The organism is Desulfobotulus sp., assembly GCF_034006065.1.
In the GTDB taxonomy this organism is placed as follows: domain Bacteria; phylum Desulfobacterota; class Desulfobacteria; order Desulfobacterales; family ASO4-4; genus Desulfobotulus.
This window is the reverse complement of sequence record NZ_JAVETM010000020.1, coordinates 1-21761: the sequence shown is the minus strand read 5'-3', so window position 1 is coordinate 21761 and position 21761 is coordinate 1. Positions and strand designations below refer to the sequence as shown.

The following is a 21761-nucleotide window of genomic DNA, read 5'->3' as shown; positions in this document are numbered from 1 at the left end:
GAGGAGGCCTAAAGGGTGGCGGATAATAAGGAAAAAAAGAACACAGAGGTGAGCAAGGGAGCCAGGCGGGCGGCCATTTTTCTTCTGCTCATGGGAGAAGAGTATGCCTCTGAGATGTTCCGGCGTATGAAACCCCACGAAATCCGCATTGCAGCTGCCGCCATGGGCAGCATTGACAAGGTGGAGCCCGACGAGATGGAAGAGGTACTCTCCCTTTTTGTGGAATCCTTTGAAGGGGAAACCAGCCTCATTGTGGAAGGGGATGATTTCTTCAAAAAAACCCTGGAAAAGGCCCTGGGTCCGGAGGCCGCCCGATCCATCATCAAGGAAATCGAGGATGCCCGGCGGGAAATTCCCTTTGACTGGAGCCGTCGCATCAACATCGACACCCTGGCCTCCTATGTGGAAGGGGAGCATCCCCAGACCATCGCCATGATTCTGGCCCACCTGCCGCCGGAAGTGGCTTCGGAAATTCTCATGGCCATTCCCAATGAGAAAAAGGGGGATATCGCCTATCGCATTGCCCTCCTGGGTCAGGTTCCTGAGGAAGTGGTGCGGGATGTGGATGAGGCCCTGCGGCGGGAGCTGGAAGCCGTGGGCTCCAGCGTGGGCAAGACCGGCGGCCTTCAGGTGCTGGTGGATATTCTCAATGGCGTGGACAAGAGCACCGAGGAAGTGGTCATGGAACTGATCGAATCCGAAAGCGTGGACATGGCTACGGAAATCCGGGAAATGATGTTTGTTTTCGAGGATCTGGTACGGGTGGACGACAGAGCCATGCGGGAAATTCTCAAAAAAGTGGAAGGCGCCCAGCTTACCCTGGCCCTCAAGGCCACCAGCGAGGATATGCGTCAGAAAATCCTTGGCAACCTCTCCCTGCGTGCTGCGGAAATGCTGCTGGAAGACCTGGAGGTAATGGGGCCGGTGAAGCTTTCCGACGTGGAGGAAGCCCAGCAGGCCATTGTCCGTTCTGCCAAGGAGCTGGAAGAGCAGGGCGTGATTACCCTGGGTGGCAAGGGAAAGGACGATATCCTTGTCTGATCAGAAAGAAAACCATGATGAAGGCTGGAAACCCATGGATGTGGGCAGCCTGCGCAAATTCATCCGGGAGGATATCCCCACCCGTCCCCTGCCGACCAAGGGACGGGATGAAAACTTCAGCACCATTTACAGCCGGGAACATACGCCCGAAGAAGCATTCAGGCCCTTCATTGATACGGGAGGCAAACCCATACGCTCTGCGGATCCCTCTCCATTCCCTCCCCACAGGGCTTCGGAAATTCCGGCTTCCGCGATCCCCCGCTCCGCTCCCCTGCCCGGAAGCGAAGGCGTCCCTGCATCCGGAGGCCTGCCTCCCTCGCCGGAACCTGAAAAAAAAACAGCACCGGATTTTACCCAGCAACGGGAGGCCGCACGCAAGGCAGGGTATGAAGAGGGTCTCGCCTCAGGCCGGGACCAGGGGCACAGGGAAGGCTTTGAGGCGGGGTACAACGAAGGCCTGGCCTCAGGCCGGGAAGAGGGGCTTGCCCAGGGCGCTGCGGAAGGGTACGACAGGGGCTATGAAGAAGGCCGGGCTGCGGGCACAGGAGAGCTTGCCATCCAGGCCGGAGAACTGGGGCAGCTGTTGCAGTCCATACAAGCGCAATGGCCTGCCATCCTCGCCCGCTATGAAAAGGAAATCATCTCCCTGGCCCTGGAGATCGCAGAAACCCTGGTCTTCGGAACCCTGGCCGTGGACAGCCGTGTGGTGGAGCGGGCCGTGATTTCCGCCCTGCATCGCCTTCCGGATCCCCTGAAAGTCACCGTATCCGTCAATCCTGAGGATTTTCAGCAGGTGGAAATGGCCAGGGAGCGTTTTTTTGAGCAGGCACCCGAACTGCGCCAACTGGAAGTGGCCTCGGATCCCGGCATCAGCCGGGGAAGCTGCCACATCCGTGCGGCTTCAGGGAGCATCCGGGAAGATCTGAAACAACGCATGCATGTACTCAAAGAAACCCTTTTGCTGGCGGCGGACACCAAGGGAGGATGACATGGTTTCTGCCCATGATTTTCATATGGACTTTTCTTCCTATCACCGCCTCGTCCAGAATACGCCCCTGACCACCCTGGAAGGCCGTGTGGTGCAGGTGGTGGGGCTCATCGCCGAGGCGGAAGGCATGGGCCAGGGCATTGGCAGTTTTTGCCGTATCCTTCTGGATGACGGAAAAGACATCCTTGCCGAGGTGGTGGGCTTCCGGAAAAATCACACCCTTCTCATGCCCTATGGCAGTACCCGGGGCATACGCCCCGGAAGCCGCGTTCTTGTGGAGGCTGCACATCCCCTGGCTCCGGTGGGCAATGCTTTTTTAGGCCGGGTGATTGACGGCATGGGCCATCCCCTGGACGGCCTCGGCCCCATTGAAGCGGACACAGCCTATTCCCTTTACGGTCAGCCCATCAACCCCCTGGACAGGGATCCTGTGAAACAACCCATGGATGTGGGGATCTGCGCCATCAACACCATGATTCCCCTGGGCCGGGGACAGCGTGTGGCCATTATGGCAGGATCCGGTGTGGGAAAAAGTGTGCTCATGGGCATGATGACCCGGCATACGGCCGCAGACGTGGTGGTCATCGGACTCATTGGCGAACGCGGCCGGGAGGTAAAGGATTTTGTGGAGGACATTCTGGGGGAAAAGGGCCGGGAAAAATCCGTGGTGGTGGCCGCCACATCGGACGTTCCGCCCCTGGTGCGCATGCGGGGGGCTTATCTCGCCACCACCCTGGCGGAATATTTCCGGGACCAGGGCAAGGATGTGCTGCTGCTTCTGGATTCTCTGACCCGTTACGCCATGTCCAGCCGGGACGTGGGCCTGGCCGCAGGGGAACCGCCCACCACCCGGGGCTATACACCTTCCTTTTTCGTGCAGGTTCCCATTTTGCTGGAAAGGGCAGGTACGGTAAAGGGCAAGGGCAGCATCACGGGAATCTACACCGTTCTCGTGGAAGGCGATGACATGAACGATCCTGTGGGGGACACGGTGCGCTCCATCGTGGATGGGCACATTGTGCTTTCCCGTCAGATCGCCAGCCGGGGACACTATCCTGCCATTGATGTGCTGGGCAGCGTCAGCCGCGTGGCCAGGGATGTGAGCCGACCGGAAAATCTGGCCCTGCGGGAGCAGGCCATCCGTATATTGGCTACCTACCGTGAAGCCGAAGACATGATTCAGATCGGTGCCTATGTGGACGGATCCAGCCCCCGTGTGGATCTTGCCAAAAAAATGGCTCCCAAAATCCAGGAGTTTCTTCGCCAGCGTGTGGATGTGCGAGTGACCTCGGAAGAGGGCTATGCCGCCCTGGCAGGTATTCTTACCGGAGATAAAGGTCCATGAAACGCTTTGTTTTTCGCATGGAGTCCCTGCTCCGCTACCGCAGTTTTCAGGTTCAGCAGGCCCTGCAGGCCCTCATGGCCGTGCAGAAACTCCTGGAGCAGTGCCAGGAGGACATCCGTCTTTTGGGTCAAGAGCGGCAGACCGCCCTTTTTCTCATGGAAAAGGAAACCGAGGAGGGAATTTCCGGAGAGCGCTTCCGGCTGCACACGGACTTTATCGCAGATCTTGAAATACGACTGGTGAAGCTCGAGGAAAGAAAAAAAAGAATTCTCTACCAGCTCAAGGAAAAGCAGCGCCTCCTTGATCAGGCGCGGATGGCGGAAAAGGCCCTTGAAAATCTGAAGACGCGCCGCAAGGAGGAATACCTTCAGGAAATGAATCTTCAGCAGCAGAAAGAAACCGATGACATGGTTTCCATCCGTAAAATCCGGGAGGGCATGGAATGAAAACAAAAAGAAAAACTTACTGGATTGCGGGATTCGGACTGCTTTTTTTCATGGGAATTCTGTTTGCAGGAGAGGTCTTTGCGCAGGAGGACACAAAGGATCCTGTGGTGCGGGAACTGGAAGGTCTGGCCGCCCGTCGGGAAGCCATTCGCAAGGAAGCCGAAGCCCTGGAGGAAGAGCGAAGACGCCTTAACCTCTTACGCAGGGAGGTGGAAGAAGAGGTCTTACGTCTGCAGGAGTTGAACCGTCAGGTCACAGAAGGGCTGGAGCGTCTTTCCCGCAAGCGCAGTGAGGCGGAACGCCGCGCGGATGAAGAGGATGCCGCCAAAATACAGCAACTGGCCCGTTTTTACGGTGGCATGAAGGCCAAGCAGGCGGCTCCTGTGTTTGATGCCATGGATCTCGGGGTGGCAAGAAAAATCTTCCGGGAAATGCGGCCGGACACGGCAGCGGATATTCTCGGCCGTATGAATCCTGAAAAAGCCGCCCAGATCAGTGAGGCCATGGCGGAAAAAGCCGTACGCGTGCGGGAGTAAGCCCTAATGCTCTGAAAGGGCCGTCTTCAGCATTGCCTGTTTCTGAAAAAACAAAAAAATAGACGCCTGAAAAAAACCTCTTCCAAGGGATGTAAAAAGCTCAGAAGAGGTTTTTCATGGGCCTGTTTTTTAAGTTGCCGCAGCCTGCCGTTTCAGAGGGGCTCATTAACTGTAATATTCCGGAGCCTTTCTGAAGGTTTGCCAGGCAACGGGATCATGACCCGTCACAACGGCGACATTCCGATCCTTCAGCATGCGGATGCGCTGCATGGTCTTCACCGTTGCCCTGGGGTCTGCCACAAGGCCCGGAAGCACATCCTCATTCAGGTTTTCCTGGGTGTAGCAGGAATCCCCCGTAAGAAGAAAAGACCCTTCGTTCTGAAGATTCACAAGAACGGATTGATGGCCGGGCGTATGACCCGGTGTAAAGAGCACTTTGATTTTCCCATCCCCAAATACATCAAAACCATCATCCTGCCAGCCTTCCAGGATAAACCAGTCTACGGGTTTATCGAAATCCTTCCGGATATAAGCACCTTTCATATAAAAATCAGGAACGTAGGCAAAATGGAGTTCCTCGCGCTGCACAATATACCTGGCCTTTGGAAAATGACCCACCCCACCGGCATGGTCCAGATGAAGGTGGGAAAGAATCACATACTTCACATCTTCAGGATGTACGCCCACCTTTGCTATGGCGGAAACCACCCATTCCTCTTCCGTCATCACAGGATCATAGGCCGCCACCACATCACCCCAGTGTTCTTCCTTGCGGTCAATCACTTCCCTGGCATTGCCCGTGTCAAAAAGCACATAGCCTTCCGGGTGTTCCATGAGAAAAAAAGGCACCGGAACATCAAAGGCTTCTCCCAGACCCCTGCCTGCTGTAAAAAACTGTTTCTGACTTTTTAAAATCCCGGCCTGGAAAAAATAAAGTTTCATCAAAACACCTCCTGGATATTCCTTGTTTCAAGATCCGCCCAGTCAAACCCCTTGACTCCGTCCATCAGGAAATGGTCCCTCCTTTCCACGGATCCATCCGGTAAATCTCATAAAAGGAACGCCTCAGGCCTTCTCTGAAATCCGGATGTGCTATGGCAATGAGCGCCTTGGCCCTTTCGGGAATGGATTTTCCCCGTAAATCCGCAACACCGTACTCTGTGACAATGTAGTGGGTGTCCGCCCTTGGCGTGGTGACACTGGCCCCCTCATCCATGTGGGCGACGATCCTTGAAACCTTGCCTTTAGCGGCCGTTGCGTGAAAGGCCAGGATGGAACGCCCGTTTTTCGACCCTGCGGCCCCCCGGATAAAATCCAGCTGCCCGCCGGTTCCACTGTACTGCCTGTATCCCAGCGTATCCGAGACCACCTGGCCTGTGAGATCCGCCTGGAGCGCCGAGTTCACGGAAACCATGTTGTCATTTCTCGCGATGATTTCAGGATGGTTGGTATAATCAACGGGGTGCATCTCAATGGATGGGTTGTTGTGGATAAAATCGTAGAGCTTTTCCGTGCCCATCAGAAAAGTGACAACCATTCTGCCCCTGTGGCAGTTCTTTCTCGCGCCATTGATGACGCCGCTCTTCACAAGATCCACCACCCCGTCAGAGATCATCTCACTGTGAATACCGAGGTCCTTTTTGTCCTTCAGAAAACCCAAAATGGCATCGGGCACGGCCCCTATCCCCAGCTGCAGACAGTCGCCATCTTCGATCAGGCCCGCAATATGCCTGCCTATTCTTTCATCCTCTTCCGTGAGAACAGGAGGCTTGAGCAGGATGGGCCCTTCATCGCTTTCCACACAGAAATCCATTTCAGAGATATGGATGAAGGCATCTCCAAGGGTTCTCGGCATGCGGGAAGACACTTCGGCAATCACGATTTTCGCATTCTCCGCCGCAGCCTTGGTGTAATCCACCGACACCCCGAACGAACAGAAGCCATGGGCATCCGGCGCGGAAACCTTGATCAGGGCCACATCCACCGGAAGAATCCCCCGGCTGAAAAGATCCGGAATCCTGCTGAAATGACAGGGCGTAAAAACAGCCCTGCCCTCGTGGATGGCCGTTCGCGTATTTGCGCCCGCAAACAGGGCATTATGCCTGAAAACGCCCGCATATCGGGGAAGGCAGTATGCCCCTTCTCCCAGGGCGACCATGTGCACAATTTCCACATTCTCAAGCCCCTCCGCATTCCGGACCATGGCATCCACCAGAATGCGCGGTTCGCCCGCCGCATGGCCCAGCACCACCCGGTCTCCGGAGCCTATGGACTTTACGGCTTCTTCCGCACTGCAGAGTTTTCTTTGATATTCATGCACCCATTGCATGGAAAAACCCCCTTCCTTCCCGCAAAAAACAGGGATTTTCAGTTGCTTTGTCCCGGATTACGAAAAACCCTTTCCATTTCATACAAAAAAAGATCCGCGTCCTCGTCACTGCCGATGTAGCGCAGTTTTTCCCCTTTAATGCCTCTGACATCAGGGCAGGCCGAAGCGCACCCGACAAAGACCAGAACCTTTTCTGCCTCCCCATCCTCATATGGAACAAAGGTCGCCAGCGGCAGAAGAGCCTTTAGAACTTTTGCGCCCATGGCGATCCTGTCCACAAGGGGATGGCAGCCGCCGCAGTATTTCACACCGATCTTCACACGCCTTCATCCCTCAATACCGCAGAGCTTTTTAGCGGTTTTCTTCTTCTCCTCCATGTTCACCTGTCTTGAGATCATGATCCGCTGCGCCTGGGGAGAGCCCGCACCGTGCATGGATTCCGTGAGATAGCCCACCGCCGCTGTTCCCAGGGTGAGATTTTCAATCAGCCTCAGAATTCTCATTCTGTTCTCAACGGTGGCAGAAGGGCTTGCCGCATAGTATTTTCTCAGCCAGTGTCCCACATCCGGAGAATGAAAATCCTCTTCCGCAGGCATGGTCACCATGAGCCCTCCGGCAATGTCCTGGGCAAGCCGTGCAATCTCGTAAGGAAATCTTGTCACATTCTGTTTGCAGACATTGGCAAGGAGGGTATTGACGAGGTAGGTTCCGGAGGGCTGACGGCTTCCCTCGCAGGCGCAGGCCAGGGAGCCGCAGAACAGGGTTTCATTCAGATGGTTCATTTCAATGATTTTATCTTTGATGTGGGAAACCTTGTGCACCCCATTGTATTCCGCCGCCACCTGGGAAGCCCCGATCAGAACATCCCCTACGCCTACCTTGCAGGCGTAACTCTGCCTGTGGTAGGAGGCAAAATTCTCCACAAGCTCCCCTGAGAATTCAAACTCCCTGAAAAGAAAAATCCGCTCCCAGGGAACAAAAACATCATCAAAAACCACCAGAGCCTCATGACCGCCATAGCACTGATTGCCTCTGTCGATACTTCCCTTTTCAAGCTTTCTTGTGTCACAGGACTGGCGCCCGTAAATGTACGTGATACCTTCCGCATCCGATGGAAGGGCAAAGGAAACCGCATAGTCCTTATCTTTTTCTCCCATGGACAGGGTCGGCATCACGATGATTTCATGGGAGTTGAGGGCCCCGGTCTGGTGGGCTTTGGCCCCTCTCACAAGGATGCCGTCTTTTCTTTCCTCTACAACGCGCAGGAACAGATCCGGGTCTGCCTGCTGATGGGGCGGAAGGCTCCTGTCCCCTTTGGGATCCGTCATGGCGCCATCGCAGACCAGATCCTCCTCCTGCACATATTCCAGATACCTGAGAAACCGTGCATTATAGGAGGTGCCATATTTTTTATCGATGTTGTACGTGGTGATGGAAAGGGCATTCAAGGCATCCATTCCCACGCAACGCTGAAAACAGCAGCCGGTCTTCGCGCCCAGAAGCCTTTCCATCTTGGTTTTTTTCACAAGATCCTCAGCATTCTGATGGATATGGGTGAAGCGGTTGATTTTTTTGCCTGACAGGTGGGATGTGGCTGTCATGAGATCTTCATATTCCGGCTTTTCCGCAAGCTCATAGGTGAGCTTCACCGCATTCATGGAGGGTCGGATGATGGGATCATCCACAACATTGGCCACCTTCTTTCCAAAAAGATACACCTGAAGGTTGAGTTTTCTCAGACTGTCTTCATACGCGGATCCTGTTTTCATTCAAAACCTCCTTGCCTGGGTTGGGTGATAGGGGAATCCCTGTTCCATATTGCCTGATGACAGCAAGCCTTTGCATTGGTCATGCCATTTTCTGCCTGCTGCGGCCCAGGGAGAAAAAGGTCGCAGAGAAAGGATGTAAGCATCTGTAATCAAACACTATATGAATGTTGCGGGCTTTGTTTTTATTTCCGATGATCCTTAAAAAACAAAAAAGCCCTGTTTCACAAAGGAAACAAGGCCCTCCGTTCATCCTAAAAATCCCCATCCCACCCCGCCCATGGGGCCATGGCAAAGGTGACCCTGAAAGGCAGAAACCCAAAGCCTGCGGCCGGAAAAGTCTTGGAATTTTCGGGTTGTTGCAAAAACGAAACGTGTTTCAGAAATACAACAAAGCTTCCCCCGGAGAGGATGGTTAAGAAAACCCGACCGGTATCCCTTTACCTTCCTTTTCTGATCCCGTATTTTGCGGCTTTGCGCACAACGGAAGCCGCACTGATCCCCAGATAATCCGCCATGTCTCTTGTCGTGGCAAAGTTTTCATAGGCCATGGAGATCAGCTGTTTTTCAACGGACTCCAGGGCTTCTTTCAGGGGCATCAGCCCTTTCACGGAAAGACCCGTCGGAAGGGAGGAGGCTCCTTCGGAATCCCAAAAAGCGGAAGGCAGATCCTTTCCTGTGATGATGTCTTCCGGCGAAATGACCACAAGCCTCTCAATGAGATTCTGAAGCTCCCGGATATTGCCCGGCCACGCATACCTTTCAAAAACATCCAGTACATCCGGCGACAGACGCTTTTGTGTTCCATAATTCTTATTGAAAAATTTCAGAAAATGCGCGGCCAGAAACTGGATGTCATCGGGCCTTTCCCTGAGCGGCGGAATATGCAGGGGAAAAACATGGATGCGGTAGTAAAGGTCTTCCCGAAAGAGCTTTTCCGCAACCATGGTTTCAAGGTCCTTATTGGTGGCCGCAAGGATGCGCACATCCATTGTGCGGGGTTTCTGCCCGCCTATCTGAAAAAGCTCCTTACTTTGCAGAATCCTCAACAGTTTTGCCTGCAGGTCATAGGACAGCTCTCCGATTTCATCCAGAAAAAGGGTTCCTCCCTCAGCCATGGAAAAATAACCGGGCTTTCCGCCTTTGCGGGCCCCTGTGAAAGCCCCCTCCTCGTACCCGAAAAATTCGGACTCCATGAGATCCTTGGGAATGGCACCGCAGTTAACCTTCACGCAGGGCCTGTCTGCCCTGTCACTGTGTTTGTGAATGATATCCGCAACCATCTCCTTGCCCGTTCCCGATTCACCGGTAATGAGCACCGTTGCCTGGATTTTCGCAAACCGCATGGACATTTCAATGACCTTTTCCATCTCAGCCGAGCCAATGACCATGCCCTCGATGTTTCTTACCCGTTTTACGCGCAGACTCTGCAGCTCTTTCATGTATTGTTCTGAAATCCTTCTGGATTCCTCAAGGCGCAACTGCAGGGAATAAAGTTCCGTGATATCCCTCACGCTGGTCACAACCCGGAAAACACTGCCATCCTCATTAAAAATGGGCTTGCCCGTTGCAAGGAGAGATTTGCCCGTGCTGGTCTTCTGAACAATGCTCACAGGCCCGTTGCTTTCCAGAACCTTCAGGGTCACAGATTCTGAATAGATCCCTTCCTTTACGAGATCTTTCATATTTCTTCCGTAAAAATCGGAGGTGTCCAGCCCGGTAATTTCCCTGTAGGCCCGGTTGATTCTGAGCACGTTGGCATCGCCATCGCAGACATAGATTCCGTCCGAAGAAGACTCGATGATGGCATGCAACTCCCGGTTCAGCTCCTTTGCCGAGGCAAGCTCACCGGACACCGGCTCCGGATTCAGAATTTCATGGAAGTGGATCACAAATCCAAGGGTGCGGCCTTCGTACTCCATGGGACAGCTTCTGGGATGAAAAAGTCTTCCGTCCACCTGAACCTTAGGTGCCAGGGATTCCTTTTCACACCCAAAGGAGGCCTGTGTTTGGGGGATTTTTACAAAATCGGATAATTTTCGGCCAAGCAGTGCCTGGCTTTCCGTCTTAAGAAGCATTTCTGCGGATCTGCTGACAAAGCGTATGGTCTCATCCGGGTCCGTTGCGATCACCATGCTGCCAGAGGCGTTCACGATGGCATGCATGATCCCATGGAGCAGAGCGCCTTCGGACTTTTCAGATGGGGTGGTACTCCCCTCCAGAGTCTCGGGTTTCCGGGTGAGAACCTTCCGGATTTCCGTATCAAAGGATGTGCCATCCCGGATGGCCCGCAGAATATCCTCCCTTGAAAAAAAACCGGAAAGGCTTTGGCCGCCATCCACAACCGGAGCCATTTCAAGGCCATGGGCGTGGAGAAAAACCGCCGCTGCTTTCAGGGTTTCTTTTTCACTTAAAGCATGGGCCTCATACCTTAATACGGTTTCAGAAACCATCCATCCCTCCTCAAAGCCTTGAAAAACAAAAAAAGCATCCACCCGATGGACTATACATTTTTCTGTTTGATCTCGCTTGGGAGTTGTGATCACGCATTGGTTTTCCTTTGGGAAATCCTCCAGGCCCCATGCCGGGCCAGTTTCGCAAGCCCCAGGCTAAGGGCTGCTTTTTTCCCTCCGGAAAGGACAGGGGCTATTCATGATCCCGTATTTTTTCTTGTCCGCATTGCTTAAGGGCTTCAAAAAGCACCTCCACAATGGCCGCCACCTGGCTTGCGGGCGTAGGCTTTGCCAGAACACCCGCCTGACGGTTGGCCAGGGCTGCCAGATGACAGGCCCTTTCCATGTCCATGCCGCCCGCAATGAGGGCTGACGCCATGCCCGTCAGGGTATCACCTGTGCCGCCCATGGCTTCCATGGCCTCCCAGGAGGGGGCATCCACCCGCCAGTGGATTTGATCCCTTGAGGCAAAAAGATCGGAAGCCCCCTTCACCAGCAGATATTTTGCGGCATTGTCGTGGAGATAGGCCCTTTCGATGAGCTCCGGCGCGTTCTCGTCCTGATGCAGGATGAAGCCCCGGGTATAAAAGGGATGGGGGGCCTTTTCATCCGCAAGAAAGGCCAGTTCTCCCACATCCGGGGTGAAGAGATCATAGGCGCTGGCGTAACCGCTCATTTTGGCGGCATACATGAAGCCTGCATCCGCAATGCGGACAGGGGGCCGGGGCAGGGCATCAAGGGCCATGAGGATGCGGTTGTGCCAGTCCACCTCAGGCTGGAGATAGTGGAAGGTGAGGGTATCCGCCCCCAGGTGGGCCGCATTTTCCACAAGATACTGGTACACAAGGCGGCTGCCGCCGCCCCGTCCCGTGTCTCCGGCCAGCAGGACATGGGGGGGCTCACTCCCTGCAAAGCGGGATGCCTGAATGGCCGCAGCCACAAGGGCCGGGGTTCCCCGAAGCACGGGAATGCGGTGCTCTCCCACCTTCAGGCTCCGGCCTTCCAGAAGGGCCGGGCCAAAGACCAGGGGAAAGTTCAGATCCGGTACGGTTCCTGCGATCAGGAGCATTGGCGTTCTACCTCCTCATAGGCAAGCTGCAAGGCATACCCGCAGAGGGTGTGGCCGATTTCTCTTGGCTTCGGGGCTTCTTCCAGGGTTTTTCCCGTAAGCTGCTCCGCAAGAAAGGGCACATCCGGACATCCCCCGCCCGAGATGTTCACGATGATGCGGGTTTTCTTTTCGATGGTGATTTTCATGTTGGCCGCCCGCACCATGAGATAGTCCCCGAAATCTTTTGTGTGGAAAAGATCCACAGGCAAGAGAAGGGGGCCTGCCACAGGTACCACTTCCAGAGGGATGACCTTTTTAGCCTTCAGGGTTTCGAGGATGCGCATCTGCTCCATGAGGGGAAATTCCACCACAAGATCGCACCCCCTCTGGATTTCCGGTGGCGGGCCCATGACCTGGATGGCCCAGCCTTCGGCTTTAAGGAGGGTCTCCGCACGGATCACGTCGGAGGTGTGATCAAAGAGAAGCATTCCCCGATCCACCCGCAGGGGCTTTCTTTTTTTTCGGGTAAAAAGCTTTTTGAAAAACATTGAAACTCCAGGAAAAAAATCCGGTTCAGGGACAGCTCGGGGGAAGTCCCCGATGGAGAGGCACTGTCATGGAGAGGCCTGCATCCTTGGGCTTCCTTCTGAATGAAGGAAGATTTTCTGTATGCAAACCCCAATAGGGCATAGATATAGGCAATGGAAAGTGTTCCGATCAAATCGTTCTTTTCGATGAGACCTTACAATTCCATGGATTTTTTCTATGCGGACAGGGGAGGGGATTTTTTGGGAATATCCGCCGCCCTATAGGCCTGACGGCTGTCTGTGGAATTCTGGGAGAGCCTTTTTCTTCAAAGGATTTGCCTGCTTTTTTCAGGGTGTATTGCAAAACCTGATAACGCCATAAGCCCATCTGCCTCGAAGATATTTTTAACAATCAGAGAGAACGGATCTTTTTCCCTATCATGGCAACTTTGTTGTCATATGCCCATTTCTGTTGGTGCTAACGGGGTGATCTTTTTTATTTTTCATAGGATCATAATCCGCAGGGACAGGCAATCCGCATTCTGGTATGCTTGTTGCTATAAGCTTATTTTATCAGCGGACATGGCCCATGAAACTGTTCTTTATGGGTCAGAATCAAAAGGTTTTTATGGCGATGGGAAGTATTGAAGAATCATTTTAAAAAAGGACAAGACCATGAAGAAAAAACAGGTTCAGGCGAAGGGATGTTTAAAAAAAAATCTGGTGATCTTTCTTGGGGTAATGATGGTTTTTTGTGTTGCAGGAGCCGTGCAGGCAGCACAGCAGCCGCCTCCCCGGTTTCAGGAGGTGGAAGGAAGCAAGGGTTCCATTGTCCGGGACAGTACCACAGGGCTTGAATGGCAGCGCTGCCCCCATGGTCAGAGCTGGACAGGTTCAGGCTGCAGTGGAGAAGCCTGGAAAGGAAGCTGGGAGGATGCCGTACGCCTGACAGCTCCGGGTGGATTCCGGCTCCCCACCATTTCTGAGCTGAGAACCCTTGCACCATACGATCATAAAGCCTTGCCTGGTGACTACTGGTTCTGGTCTTCCTCGGCCTCTGCCGACTTCACTCACCTTGCCTGGTGTCTCCTTTTCAATAACGGCTTTGTCAGTGCCGACAGCAAGAAAGCCAGCCAGCGGGTTCGTCTTGTGCGCTCCGGGCAGTAAGCCCGGTGTGCGCCATATCTTCTGCCTCTTGTTTTCGGAAACCGAAGCCGGAATTGAATCTGCTATCTGTTTTCGGACGATTCAGGAAGCTTTTAAAAATGAGGTCAGGCGACATCTGTCTTGACACTTATCGTAATGCGCTTGTGGGAAAGACCTGTTCCGCTGCTGTTGCAAATATCAGCCCTCCCAGCGTGGGCTGTAAGTGGAACCTGTCTTGCAGACTGGCGCAATCTTTGCAAAAAAACAGAACAATTCCCCCCTTCAAGCCTGAAAGGAACTCCGTATGAAAACAAAATTCAACCGCTTTCTGATCCTTGTCGCCGGAACCTGTTTTTTTCTTTCCATTCCCACGGCATCCTTAGCGGATTATACCATGAGCATTTCCAACGGGATCCGCAAAACCACCAACGAAACAGGCTCCAGCTGTTCCCCGGTGAGCGTCACCTGCTGGTCCGCCAATGGAAACGGCACCAAACAGCAGCTGTCAGCCCCCCTTGGCCCCTATTCTCCCCATACCTTCTCCTTCAGAAACACCAGCTGCACCTCACTGGACATCACAGTTTCCTGCCATTTTTTCAAAACCGTTTACACCAACAAGGGACGTATGTCCGAAACAAGCCATGGCTCATGGGCGGATGAATCCAAAACCCAGACCTGCCCCGGCGGCAGCCACAAAGCAGAAGTCGGTCTCACCGAGGGGGTCTCAGGCAATACCACCTATCAGACCCTGAGCATTACCTGCCAGTAGACTGGCGGAGACCCTGCCAAAACGATGAAATTCGGTTGACTTGCCGCACACGATACGGCTCTTTATGGGCTTGTCCAACCCAAGCCCTTGAAAGAATTTTCCATGCCCGCCTGTATCTCTGGTACGGCTCTTTTCCCTGCGAAATCTTCGCAGAGCCCCTGGCTGAAAACACCCTGATCCTTCACGACCGCCCGCAGGCGGCCGCTGTTTTTTATGGAAATTTCTCCACAGGTCGGCAGGGCCTGCAAAGCCCGCTTCAAAACTTCTGAAGGAGAGTGGATTGAGATGATAACGGAGGTTGTGGATGCCCGCCATGACAGCATTCTCTATATCTGTGCATCCGTATCGCCCACCTCCGCTGCATCAATCATATCCTCCAGGCGGTCATTTCAAACGCACGGGTCAAGACTTTTTCATATCGTTTCAAAGCCAGCCCTTGTATCAAGAATGACCATGCGGAGTATAAATACGGAATTCCCGTTGGAGAGGAGGTGATCCGGCATGTGGCCGAATCCCTCCATACCCTGGCTTCACAGGGAATAATCCTGTATGGCAGGCTGCGCGGCAGCATGCTCATTGCGGCCTCGGAGGAACAGAAAGGCGTGGATCATATCCGCAGACATCTTCCCGAGAGTACCTGCTACAGGCCCGTCACCCGGTTTCTGCCCTGGGCCTTGGCCCTGTACATGGCCTGATCCGCTTCTTTCTGTACCTGACTGAAGGTTTTACTTTTCGATCTGTTTTCAGAAACTCCGATGCTGGCCGTGATCCGGATGGGTCTGTCGTCAACGCTGATTTCCAGATTTTCGATGTTTCTCCGCAACTTTTCTCCCGTTTCCAGCGCCCCGCCAAGATCCGTATCCGGCAAAAACAGGGAAAACTCCTCGCCTCCGATCCGTCCCGGAATATCGCTTTTGCGCAAACTGTCCTGAAGACAGGCGGCCACGGTTTTCAGGACGACATCTCCGGCATGATGGCCGAAGGTGTCATTCACCTTCTTGAAGTGATCCTGATCTATGAAAAGCACCGAATAGGGTTTTCCGGTACGGCGGGACACTTCGATCATCTGATCGCACAAGGTGTAATAGGTTCTTTCATTGAAAAGGCCGGTGAGGGGATCCCGTTCCGCCATGTGCTTGAGTCTGGCATTGGCATCCACGAGTCTCAGATAAAAGGAAAAGGAACGGCTGGAATAGGCATAGAAAAAAATGCTGTTGTAAATCAGGGTGGTATAGAAGGTCGCCATGGTGTTTGGGGAAAAGGACAGATCAAGGAAGGCATCCACAGTGGCGGTACAGACCACGGTGAAGACGGTGATGGCAATTCCCGCCACGCGGCCCAGGATGATGTACACCCCTGTGAGATTGATGACGAGCCAGATCAGCCGGGCCTCATCGGAGGTATGGGCGATGAGGGCTGTGACAAATTCTATCATGCAGATGATTTCATAGATCCAGGCCGTGGATGTCAGTCTGGACTTATGACCGCGTATAAAGAGGATGAGAACAAAGCTTGTCATGGCATGAAGGGACGTTGACAGATGGTAGGCGGGAGCCAGGGGCGCAAGCCCTGAATGGTGCATCCACAGGTACAGGGAGGAAAGAAGAACACCTGCAATCAGTACGGCAAAAAAGAAGTGATACCGAAAGGACAGGTACTCTTCGCCTTCATCAAAATCGGTGTTGCCGGATATGTTCCGCCACAGCGCATCGAAATTCATTGTCCTGTCCTCTTCGTCAAGGAAGATGAAAACCGCTTTGGGGAGCCTTCAGAAATGCCCCCGCAGGCCCCTGCACTATGCAAAATCCGTCAGGGCTTTGCAACACCGGAAGCCTGAAGAATGTCGGTGAGTTGGAATGGCCTTATGCCACAGAACCTGCTTGAGCCTGACCTCCTCTTTTCAGCATTGTCCCCTGCCATTCCTTGACCCGGATCAAGGCATTTCTTTCCTTTTCTGGTGTATGAGGCCTTCAGTCTTCCAGGTTTTGGGAGAAAATGTTCATGCCATGAGCAAAGGATGAAAGCCCATGAAAACAGCACCCGGTTCCATGCCCTGGGAGCAGGCGGCCCGCGCGGCCCTGGAGAATGTTCCATTTTTTGTCAGGAAAAAAGTGAAGGCCCGCATCGAAGCCACGGCCCTTGCACAGGGAAGATCCTGTGTAACTCTGAAAGATGTTCACCTGGCCCGCAAGGCTTTCATGGAGGGGCAGGAGACCATGATCACGGGCTTTAAGGTGGAAAACTGTTTTGCCTCAGGCGGCTGCCCCAACCGGGTTCTGGAAACGGATGCCCTGGTCCGGAGGCTGGAATTCTGCCTTTCATCCCAGGATCTTCTCTCTTTTCTGAAAAAAATGGTGGAGGGTCACTTGCGCTTTCACCACGAATTCCGCGTGTCCGTTGCAGGCTGTCCCAATGCCTGCTCCCAGCCCCAGATCCGGGATATGGGCATTTTCGCCCTGCGGTTTCCGGGGATCAGCCAGAAGGACTGCTCCCGGTGTGGCCTCTGCGTGGCGGTTTGCCCGGACAGGGCTCTTTTGCTGAAGGAAGACGGTATCGGGGTGGACAGGAACCGCTGCATGGGCTGCGGTCTCTGCATTGCCGCGTGCGGGGAAGGGGTGCTGAAGGTTCAGGAGGAAGGGTTCAGAATACTGCTGGGAGGCCGTCTGGGCCGTCATCCCCGCTTAGGGATTCCGCTTCCGGGCCTTTATACCGCCGATGGCGCGGAAGCCCTTCTTCTTTCCGTCCTGGCCTTCTGGAAATCCGGAACCGGGCCTGTGGAGCGTTTTTCGCGGATGCTTCAGCCCGAAGATCTGGGACGATTCTGCTGAAGCTGGAAGCAGGAGGCTGGGCTTTCCATGTTTGTTTCAGGGCCTGATGGCATCCTCTGGCCCAGCACCACCTGAATCAAACCTTTCCAGAAACCATCCCTTCCGGTGAGAGCACATGCTGTACCCGTATGCGATGATTTTTATGCTCCAGCTGTCCCGAAGATGTCTGAGCTGGGGCATGTTTCTATTTTACAGGCCTCTCAAAACGTATGCCCAGGAGACTGCCTTCTGGTGTTGCATCGGAAAGTGTCAGCCGCACATAGTTTTTAAAATCAAAACCATCGGAAAAATCAGCGGAAGGGATCATGTCAGAGTTGATGGTGCAGATGTACTGAGCATTCATGGAAGAGGTGATGGCATGGGCGCGTTCAAAGGCCAGCGCCCTCTGTCTTGAATCCACGGAGTCAAACATCAGGGTATCGTGAATGAGAAAATCAATGCCACGATCAGCCTCTTGCTGAAGTTGCATGAGGGTAAGGTCAAAACAGAAGATTTTCATTTTTTCCACACCCTCGCTGCCGCTTTTTTCAATGTCCACAAGATAGGAAAATCCCTTGTCCTTCAGGTCAATGACCAGTTTTCCGGGAGACCTGTAAAGCGCCTGGGAATGCTCGTTGAAAAGGCGGACGGCATCAGACCATACGGGTTTCCGCTCTTCGTGATCCTGCTCCATCATCTGCATGAGGTCGGTTTTTGACGCTTTGATTTCCCTCTTGCTGGTATTGAGATGCCTGACCTCTTTCAGTCTGGTCTGGATCTGGTTTAGAGTACCCTGAAGGGTGACATGCTGCTCCTGGAGCCGGTTCAGTTCCTGTAAAGCTCCATGGGTTTGAAGGATATGCAAGAGCCGGGAGCGTTCTTCCGTGAGCTCGCGGATTTTCAAATTTCTGCCGGCTGTGGATTTCTGGATACGCTGAAGCTCCGTATCGAGAAAATGCCTGCGGTTGTGGATAATGTTCTGATGGAAAGAACGGGCCTCCTCCAGGCTTCTTTTGACACCCTCTGAAAATACCAGCCCGGATTCCTCGTAAAGACGCTCAAGGGACAGTTCCGCCGGAGGCTGTTCTTCTTTGAGCGCCTCTTCATAGCGGTTCAGGCGACGTTTGTCCGCAATGTTTGCATTGAGGAGAGCATGGATTTCTGTGGTAAGCCGGTCGGCCTCCCTCTGCACCGCTTCATACTGGAGATGCACCCGGAAGCTCTCCAGGGCTTTCCGGGTATCCGCAGCCTGCTGTTCAAGCTGAATGCACCGGGTTTCCAGCTCTCCCACACTGCCAAGGGCTCCTTCCAGGGCTCCGCTCTTGATGGCCTTTTCCAGTGCCCGGATTCCTTCCTCCTGGTCTTTCAGTTTTTGCCACTGCGCTGCGTATTCCCAGCCCATCCCGAGAAGATAGGCGATGTGGAGCTGTATATCCCAGGGTTTCTGCTGCCGGAAATGCCGGAATGGTTCAAGGTAGGCATCTGCCCCACGTCGGATGAAGTAGGAAATCAGACTCCGGTAGCTCGCCCTGTAAGGTGCCGTATTCATGGCGGCAGGAATATCAAAGAGTGCCCATCCAAGAAGCTGTTTCCATGAATCCGCCTTCAGGAAGCGCTTTCCCGTATCACCATCTTTTTCCGGCAGCTCCGGCCATTCGGCTGTGGAACCTTCCAGAAAAATACGGCCAGGATCAGAAATAGCCCGTGTTGCTCTGATGTGGCTTCCCGCAAGGGTGATTTCCAGCGTAAAGGCCCACTCCTTGAGAGGCTCGATGATAAGCCCCTTTCCCCTGTCTGCTTTACCGCCCAGACAGAAATCGATGATCTCAATCAGGGTGGATTTTCCAAGGCCGTTGCGGGTGTCTTTCAGCGTAGCAATTTCGGATCTTTCCGCCACAATCAGGTTGAGGCCTTTGGAAAAGTGTACGGCATGGAAAGAGGCCTGATTGGCTGTCAGGCTGTGTATCATGAAGCCTCCCGACGGATGAGACCGCGTGAAAGGGTGATCATCCCTATGATATGCAGAAGATCCAGGGCAAGGATAAAACGCTCGTAAGTTCCGACGATTCTGTTTTCCCGTACCTGCCCCCAGAGGCTGGTAACCGTTTGGGGCCGTTCCAGATGTTTCAGGAGGATGGCTCCGATGCCAAGAAGGGTCTGCTGCTCCGGAATGTGCTTGGAAGGCAGTATCATTTTTCAAACACCTCGCAGAGTTCAAAAAGATGGATGAGTACCGCCAGACCTGCGGAACGAGCCCAGTGCCGCCGGGAAAAAGGCTGAAAATAAGCATCAGCCCCCCTCTTCCTGTTCAGAATTCGTAAAATTTATCCCTCTTATAGTCAAAGATGGCTTTCTCCTGTGGACTTACCCCCTTCTTTTGATCCAGAAGAATACCGTTTTTAAACATATGCGCCGAAATCTTTCCCATTAACAAAGGTCTCAAAATTCTTGCGCCAGCCCCATGAAGCAGCACTCCCTAAAGCCTGATATCCTCTCCGGGCAGGGTCTCTGCGGGCGCTTTACCGCTTTTAAAAACCCGCAGGGTACGGTTTCCGAAGGCGGATGGAAGGCCCCTTCAGCACAAGGCCCGTGCCTTCCCGCAGCCCCAGAACGATCCCCTGAGGATGAAGCCTAAGGAATTCCTCAATGCGCATCTGCCGGGTTTCTCCTGCGTGGCCTTGGGGATGGGTGTCGAGGTAATGGGGATTGATCTGAAAAGGAACAAGCCCGAAGGTGCTGAAGCTCTCCGGCTCAATGATGGGCATGTCATTGGTGGTACGCAGGCTGGGGCAGGCCACATTGGCCCCGGCACTCCATCCGATGTAGGGACAGCCTTCCGCCACTTTCCGACGCACGGCAGGGATGATGCCGGAGGCGTGGAGCATGTGGGTCAGGTGGAAGGTGTTGCCGCCGCCCACGAGAAGTCCTTCTGCCCTTTTGACGGCGCGGAGGACATCCGCCTCCCTGTGGATGGGCCGGATGCGGATGCCCAGAGGAGAAAAGGCCTCTGCCACTTTGGCGGTATAGGCGTTGAAGGAGGCGGTCAGCCCGTCCTTTTGCCCGGAGGCGGCGAGGGTGATACCCGCCCAGGGGATGAAAAGCATCTCCCGGATATTCCGGCCCCGGATGAAATCCGCCATATGCGCTCTGGGCCATTCCAGATAGCCCGTTCCGGGGGAAGAGGAATTGCTCAGCAGAAGAAGGCTGCGGTTTTGCAGAAGGGCATCGTCCAGCCCGTCCCGGAAACCGGTCTGTGAAAAAAAGGGAGAAAGAAGATGTCTGAGTCGCTGTCTGAGCTGGGGCATTGGGGTATTCCTGTGTTTCAGGGTTTTCCTGAAGGCTGCTGCGGGAGCTGGCCCGGCTTTTCTGGAAGATACAGGACGCTTACGGTTTTATCCATAGAAGGAAAAAAGGGCCAAGCCTTAAGGGGTGAAACGGGGCATGGAAAAACCGGGCGGCCCATTTAAAGGCTTCCCGGTTTTTTTAAGAGTCAGACCTGAATTTCTTCCCCGCCTTTTTTGCTTTCAAGGAGGGGGCGGATGACGATGGCATTGTGGGGGCAGACGCTTTTGCAGTCCCCGCACTGGGTGCAGTTGGCTTCTCCGGGGCGGGTTTCCAGGGCGCAGACCTTTTTGCAGTGATTGCAGTCCGTGCAGGAAGGGGTCATGGCAAAACGGAAAAGGGCGATTTTCCGGAAAAGATCCTGGGCCGCCCCCGTGGGACAGAGAAAACGGCACCAGAAATGGGGAATCAGAAGGCCAAGGCTTAAGGCCGCGAGGATGGCCACGGTGCGGGTCAGCCACCAGAGATTGGCGTGTTCGAAGGTGAGCCCCACGGCACCGAAGAAATCTCCCGTGCGGATGGGAATGGCCCATCTGGGGTTGGCCATGACAAAAAAGACCCAGAGGCTGGAAAAGAGAAGAAGGTATTTGCCAGGACTGAGGAGCCTTTCCATAAGGTCTGAAACTTTTTCTTTAAAAAAGGCAAAGGGTGCCAGAAGATCCTGCACCAGACCGCCGGGGCAGATCCAGCCGCAGAAGGCCCTGCCGAAGACCAGGGTGAGGGCTGCGATGAAAATCCAGCTCCACATCCAGAGGGACCGGCCGGGGCACTGGATCACCGGGCAGTTGCCGCATCCGATGTAGGGAACGGCAAAGGGGCAGCGGAAAATACCGTAAAAGGACCACTCCCCGATGATGCCGAGGGAAAGGCACTGCACCACGCGGCGTTTCAGGGAAAGACGGATGGATTCAAGCATCGTGCACCCCGTACTTTGCGCTGAGTCTCTGGCCCTGAAGGGAGGCTGCCGGAATGAAGCCCGCCTTTTCAAACCAGACCTGTCCTTTGTCCGAGAGCATGAAATCCACGTATGCCTCCGCCAGATCCCGGTTCTTTGCCCACTTCATGACCCCGATGGTAAAGGGAACGGGTGGGGCGGGGATGAAGGCTTCCGGTATGGCCAGGGTTTCCAGTTTTCCCATGAACTGGGGCAGGCAGGTGAGGCGCTTTTCGATGATGGTGGCCTCTCCCTTGCCGCTGAGGAGCTCCGGGATCACG

At 54.2% G+C, this 21761-nt stretch carries 22 protein-coding genes; 9 read left to right on the top strand and 13 right to left on the bottom strand.

Annotation, left to right across the window (positions count from 1 at the left end):
• The first annotated feature begins 15 nt into the window (after positions 1–15).
• The 5 genes from fliG to RBR60_RS09030 are packed head-to-tail and all read left to right on the top strand — an operon-like array spanning position 16 to position 4356.
• On the top strand, positions 16–1041 hold the full coding sequence (gene fliG / locus RBR60_RS09050; protein ID WP_320355930.1) for a flagellar motor switch protein FliG: 1026 nt from the start codon (positions 16–18) through the stop codon (positions 1039–1041).
• The gene (locus RBR60_RS09045; RefSeq protein WP_320355928.1) at positions 1034–2029 is read left to right on the top strand and encodes a FliH/SctL family protein; all 996 of its coding nucleotides are present in this window, start codon (positions 1034–1036) and stop codon (positions 2027–2029) included. The genes fliG and RBR60_RS09045 overlap by 8 nt, the downstream gene beginning before the upstream one ends.
• 1 nt (position 2030) lies before the next feature.
• On the top strand, positions 2031–3374 hold the full coding sequence (locus RBR60_RS09040) for a FliI/YscN family ATPase (protein ID WP_320355926.1): 1344 nt from the start codon (positions 2031–2033) through the stop codon (positions 3372–3374).
• Positions 3371–3820: a flagellar export protein FliJ gene (gene fliJ, locus RBR60_RS09035; RefSeq protein ID WP_320355924.1), complete on the top strand. Its 450-nt coding sequence runs from the start codon at positions 3371–3373 to the stop codon at positions 3818–3820. The genes RBR60_RS09040 and fliJ overlap by 4 nt, the downstream gene beginning before the upstream one ends.
• On the top strand, positions 3817–4356 hold the full coding sequence (locus RBR60_RS09030; RefSeq protein WP_320355922.1) for a MotE family protein: 540 nt from the start codon (positions 3817–3819) through the stop codon (positions 4354–4356). Before fliJ ends, RBR60_RS09030 begins: the two co-directional genes overlap by 4 nt.
• Positions 4357–4521: 165 nt before the next feature.
• Here RBR60_RS09030 and RBR60_RS09025 read toward each other — a convergent pair whose 3' ends face one another.
• The 7 genes from RBR60_RS09025 to RBR60_RS08995 all read right to left on the bottom strand — a co-directional run bounded on the left by RBR60_RS09025 (position 4522) and on the right by RBR60_RS08995 (position 12503).
• Entirely contained in the window at positions 4522–5298 is a 777-nt protein-coding gene (locus RBR60_RS09025) for an N-acyl homoserine lactonase family protein (protein WP_320355920.1), read from the bottom strand.
• A 64-nt stretch (positions 5299–5362) separates the two neighbouring features.
• Positions 5363–6685 carry an acetyl-CoA hydrolase/transferase family protein gene (locus RBR60_RS09020; RefSeq protein WP_320355918.1) on the bottom strand — a complete coding sequence of 441 codons (1323 nt, stop codon included), beginning with the start codon at positions 6683–6685 and terminating at the stop codon, positions 5363–5365.
• Between the two features lie 38 nt (positions 6686–6723).
• On the bottom strand, positions 6724–7005 hold the full coding sequence (locus tag RBR60_RS09015) for a hypothetical protein (RefSeq protein ID WP_320355916.1): 282 nt from the start codon (positions 7003–7005) through the stop codon (positions 6724–6726).
• Between the two features lie 6 nt (positions 7006–7011).
• Complete coding sequence (locus tag RBR60_RS09010; protein WP_320355913.1) at positions 7012–8454, bottom strand: 4-hydroxyphenylacetate 3-hydroxylase family protein; 1443 nt, start codon at positions 8452–8454, stop codon at positions 7012–7014.
• Positions 8455–8891: 437 nt separating this feature from the next.
• The gene (locus tag RBR60_RS09005; RefSeq protein WP_320355911.1) at positions 8892–10904 is read right to left on the bottom strand and encodes a sigma 54-interacting transcriptional regulator; all 2013 of its coding nucleotides are present in this window, start codon (positions 10902–10904) and stop codon (positions 8892–8894) included.
• Positions 10905–11097: 193 nt separating this feature from the next.
• Positions 11098–11973 carry an NAD(P)H-hydrate dehydratase gene (locus RBR60_RS09000; RefSeq protein ID WP_320355909.1) on the bottom strand — a complete coding sequence of 292 codons (876 nt, stop codon included), beginning with the start codon at positions 11971–11973 and terminating at the stop codon, positions 11098–11100.
• On the bottom strand, positions 11964–12503 hold the full coding sequence (locus tag RBR60_RS08995) for a DUF3343 domain-containing protein (RefSeq protein ID WP_320355907.1): 540 nt from the start codon (positions 12501–12503) through the stop codon (positions 11964–11966). Before RBR60_RS08995 ends, RBR60_RS09000 begins: the two co-directional genes overlap by 10 nt.
• 654 nt (positions 12504–13157) lie before the next feature.
• Here RBR60_RS08995 and RBR60_RS08990 point away from each other — a divergent pair.
• From RBR60_RS08990 to RBR60_RS08980, 3 genes are all read left to right on the top strand, one after another.
• Entirely contained in the window at positions 13158–13649 is a 492-nt protein-coding gene (locus tag RBR60_RS08990; protein ID WP_320355905.1) for a DUF1566 domain-containing protein, read from the top strand.
• 283 nt (positions 13650–13932) lie between these two features.
• Positions 13933–14397, top strand: a complete 465-nt coding sequence (locus tag RBR60_RS08985; protein ID WP_320355903.1) for a hypothetical protein — start codon at positions 13933–13935, stop codon at positions 14395–14397.
• 503 nt (positions 14398–14900) lie between these two features.
• The gene (locus RBR60_RS08980) at positions 14901–15092 is read left to right on the top strand and encodes a hypothetical protein (protein WP_320355901.1); all 192 of its coding nucleotides are present in this window, start codon (positions 14901–14903) and stop codon (positions 15090–15092) included.
• On the opposite strand, the gene RBR60_RS08975 is transcribed toward RBR60_RS08980, so the two are convergent.
• Positions 15038–16117, bottom strand: coding sequence for a GGDEF domain-containing protein (locus tag RBR60_RS08975; RefSeq protein WP_320355899.1), 1080 nt, complete (start codon positions 16115–16117; stop codon positions 15038–15040). The genes RBR60_RS08980 and RBR60_RS08975 overlap by 55 nt on opposite strands.
• 307 nt (positions 16118–16424) lie before the next feature.
• Here RBR60_RS08975 and RBR60_RS08970 point away from each other — a divergent pair, with 307 nt between their 5' ends.
• Positions 16425–17225 (top strand): 4Fe-4S binding protein, encoded by an 801-nt coding sequence (locus RBR60_RS08970; protein ID WP_320355897.1) that lies wholly within the window; start codon positions 16425–16427, stop codon positions 17223–17225.
• Positions 17226–17409: 184 nt separating this feature from the next.
• On the opposite strand, the gene RBR60_RS08965 is transcribed toward RBR60_RS08970, so the two are convergent.
• The 5 genes from RBR60_RS08965 to RBR60_RS08945 all read right to left on the bottom strand — a co-directional run.
• Positions 17410–19173 (bottom strand): DUF2326 domain-containing protein, encoded by a 1764-nt coding sequence (locus tag RBR60_RS08965; protein ID WP_320355895.1) that lies wholly within the window; start codon positions 19171–19173, stop codon positions 17410–17412.
• Positions 19170–19397 (bottom strand): ABC-three component system middle component 6, encoded by a 228-nt coding sequence (locus tag RBR60_RS08960; RefSeq protein ID WP_320355893.1) that lies wholly within the window; start codon positions 19395–19397, stop codon positions 19170–19172. Before RBR60_RS08960 ends, RBR60_RS08965 begins: the two co-directional genes overlap by 4 nt.
• 335 nt (positions 19398–19732) lie before the next feature.
• Positions 19733–20509 carry a dipeptidase PepE gene (gene pepE, locus RBR60_RS08955; RefSeq protein WP_320355891.1) on the bottom strand — a complete coding sequence of 259 codons (777 nt, stop codon included), beginning with the start codon at positions 20507–20509 and terminating at the stop codon, positions 19733–19735.
• A 185-nt stretch (positions 20510–20694) separates the two neighbouring features.
• Entirely contained in the window at positions 20695–21462 is a 768-nt protein-coding gene (locus RBR60_RS08950; protein WP_320355889.1) for a 4Fe-4S binding protein, read from the bottom strand.
• Positions 21455–21761 (bottom strand): substrate-binding domain-containing protein (locus RBR60_RS08945; protein WP_320355888.1); only part of this gene is annotated, 307 nt, incomplete at its 5' end. The genes RBR60_RS08950 and RBR60_RS08945, both read right to left, overlap by 8 nt.

Coding starts and splice junctions, on each gene's coding strand:
- RBR60_RS09040 (WP_320355926.1), top strand. CDS start 2,031: ATGGTTTCTGCCCATGATTTTCATATGGACTTTTCTTCCTATCACCGC.
- fliJ (WP_320355924.1), top strand. CDS start 3,371: ATGAAACGCTTTGTTTTTCGCATGGAGTCCCTGCTCCGCTACCGCAGT.
- RBR60_RS09030 (WP_320355922.1), top strand. CDS start 3,817: ATGAAAACAAAAAGAAAAACTTACTGGATTGCGGGATTCGGACTGCTT.
- RBR60_RS09025 (WP_320355920.1), bottom strand. CDS start 5,298: ATGAAACTTTATTTTTTCCAGGCCGGGATTTTAAAAAGTCAGAAACAG.
- RBR60_RS09020 (WP_320355918.1), bottom strand. CDS start 6,685: ATGCAATGGGTGCATGAATATCAAAGAAAACTCTGCAGTGCGGAAGAA.
- RBR60_RS09010 (WP_320355913.1), bottom strand. CDS start 8,454: ATGAAAACAGGATCCGCGTATGAAGACAGTCTGAGAAAACTCAACCTT.
- RBR60_RS09005 (WP_320355911.1), bottom strand. CDS start 10,904: ATGGTTTCTGAAACCGTATTAAGGTATGAGGCCCATGCTTTAAGTGAA.
- RBR60_RS09000 (WP_320355909.1), bottom strand. CDS start 11,973: ATGCTCCTGATCGCAGGAACCGTACCGGATCTGAACTTTCCCCTGGTC.
- RBR60_RS08995 (WP_320355907.1), bottom strand. CDS start 12,503: ATGTTTTTCAAAAAGCTTTTTACCCGAAAAAAAAGAAAGCCCCTGCGG.
- RBR60_RS08990 (WP_320355905.1), top strand. CDS start 13,158: ATGAAGAAAAAACAGGTTCAGGCGAAGGGATGTTTAAAAAAAAATCTG.
- RBR60_RS08985 (WP_320355903.1), top strand. CDS start 13,933: ATGAAAACAAAATTCAACCGCTTTCTGATCCTTGTCGCCGGAACCTGT.
- RBR60_RS08975 (WP_320355899.1), bottom strand. CDS start 16,117: ATGAATTTCGATGCGCTGTGGCGGAACATATCCGGCAACACCGATTTT.
- RBR60_RS08970 (WP_320355897.1), top strand. CDS start 16,425: ATGAAAACAGCACCCGGTTCCATGCCCTGGGAGCAGGCGGCCCGCGCG.
- RBR60_RS08965 (WP_320355895.1), bottom strand. CDS start 19,173: ATGATACACAGCCTGACAGCCAATCAGGCCTCTTTCCATGCCGTACAC.
- RBR60_RS08960 (WP_320355893.1), bottom strand. CDS start 19,397: ATGATACTGCCTTCCAAGCACATTCCGGAGCAGCAGACCCTTCTTGGC.
- pepE (WP_320355891.1), bottom strand. CDS start 20,509: ATGCCCCAGCTCAGACAGCGACTCAGACATCTTCTTTCTCCCTTTTTT.
- RBR60_RS08950 (WP_320355889.1), bottom strand. CDS start 21,462: ATGCTTGAATCCATCCGTCTTTCCCTGAAACGCCGCGTGGTGCAGTGC.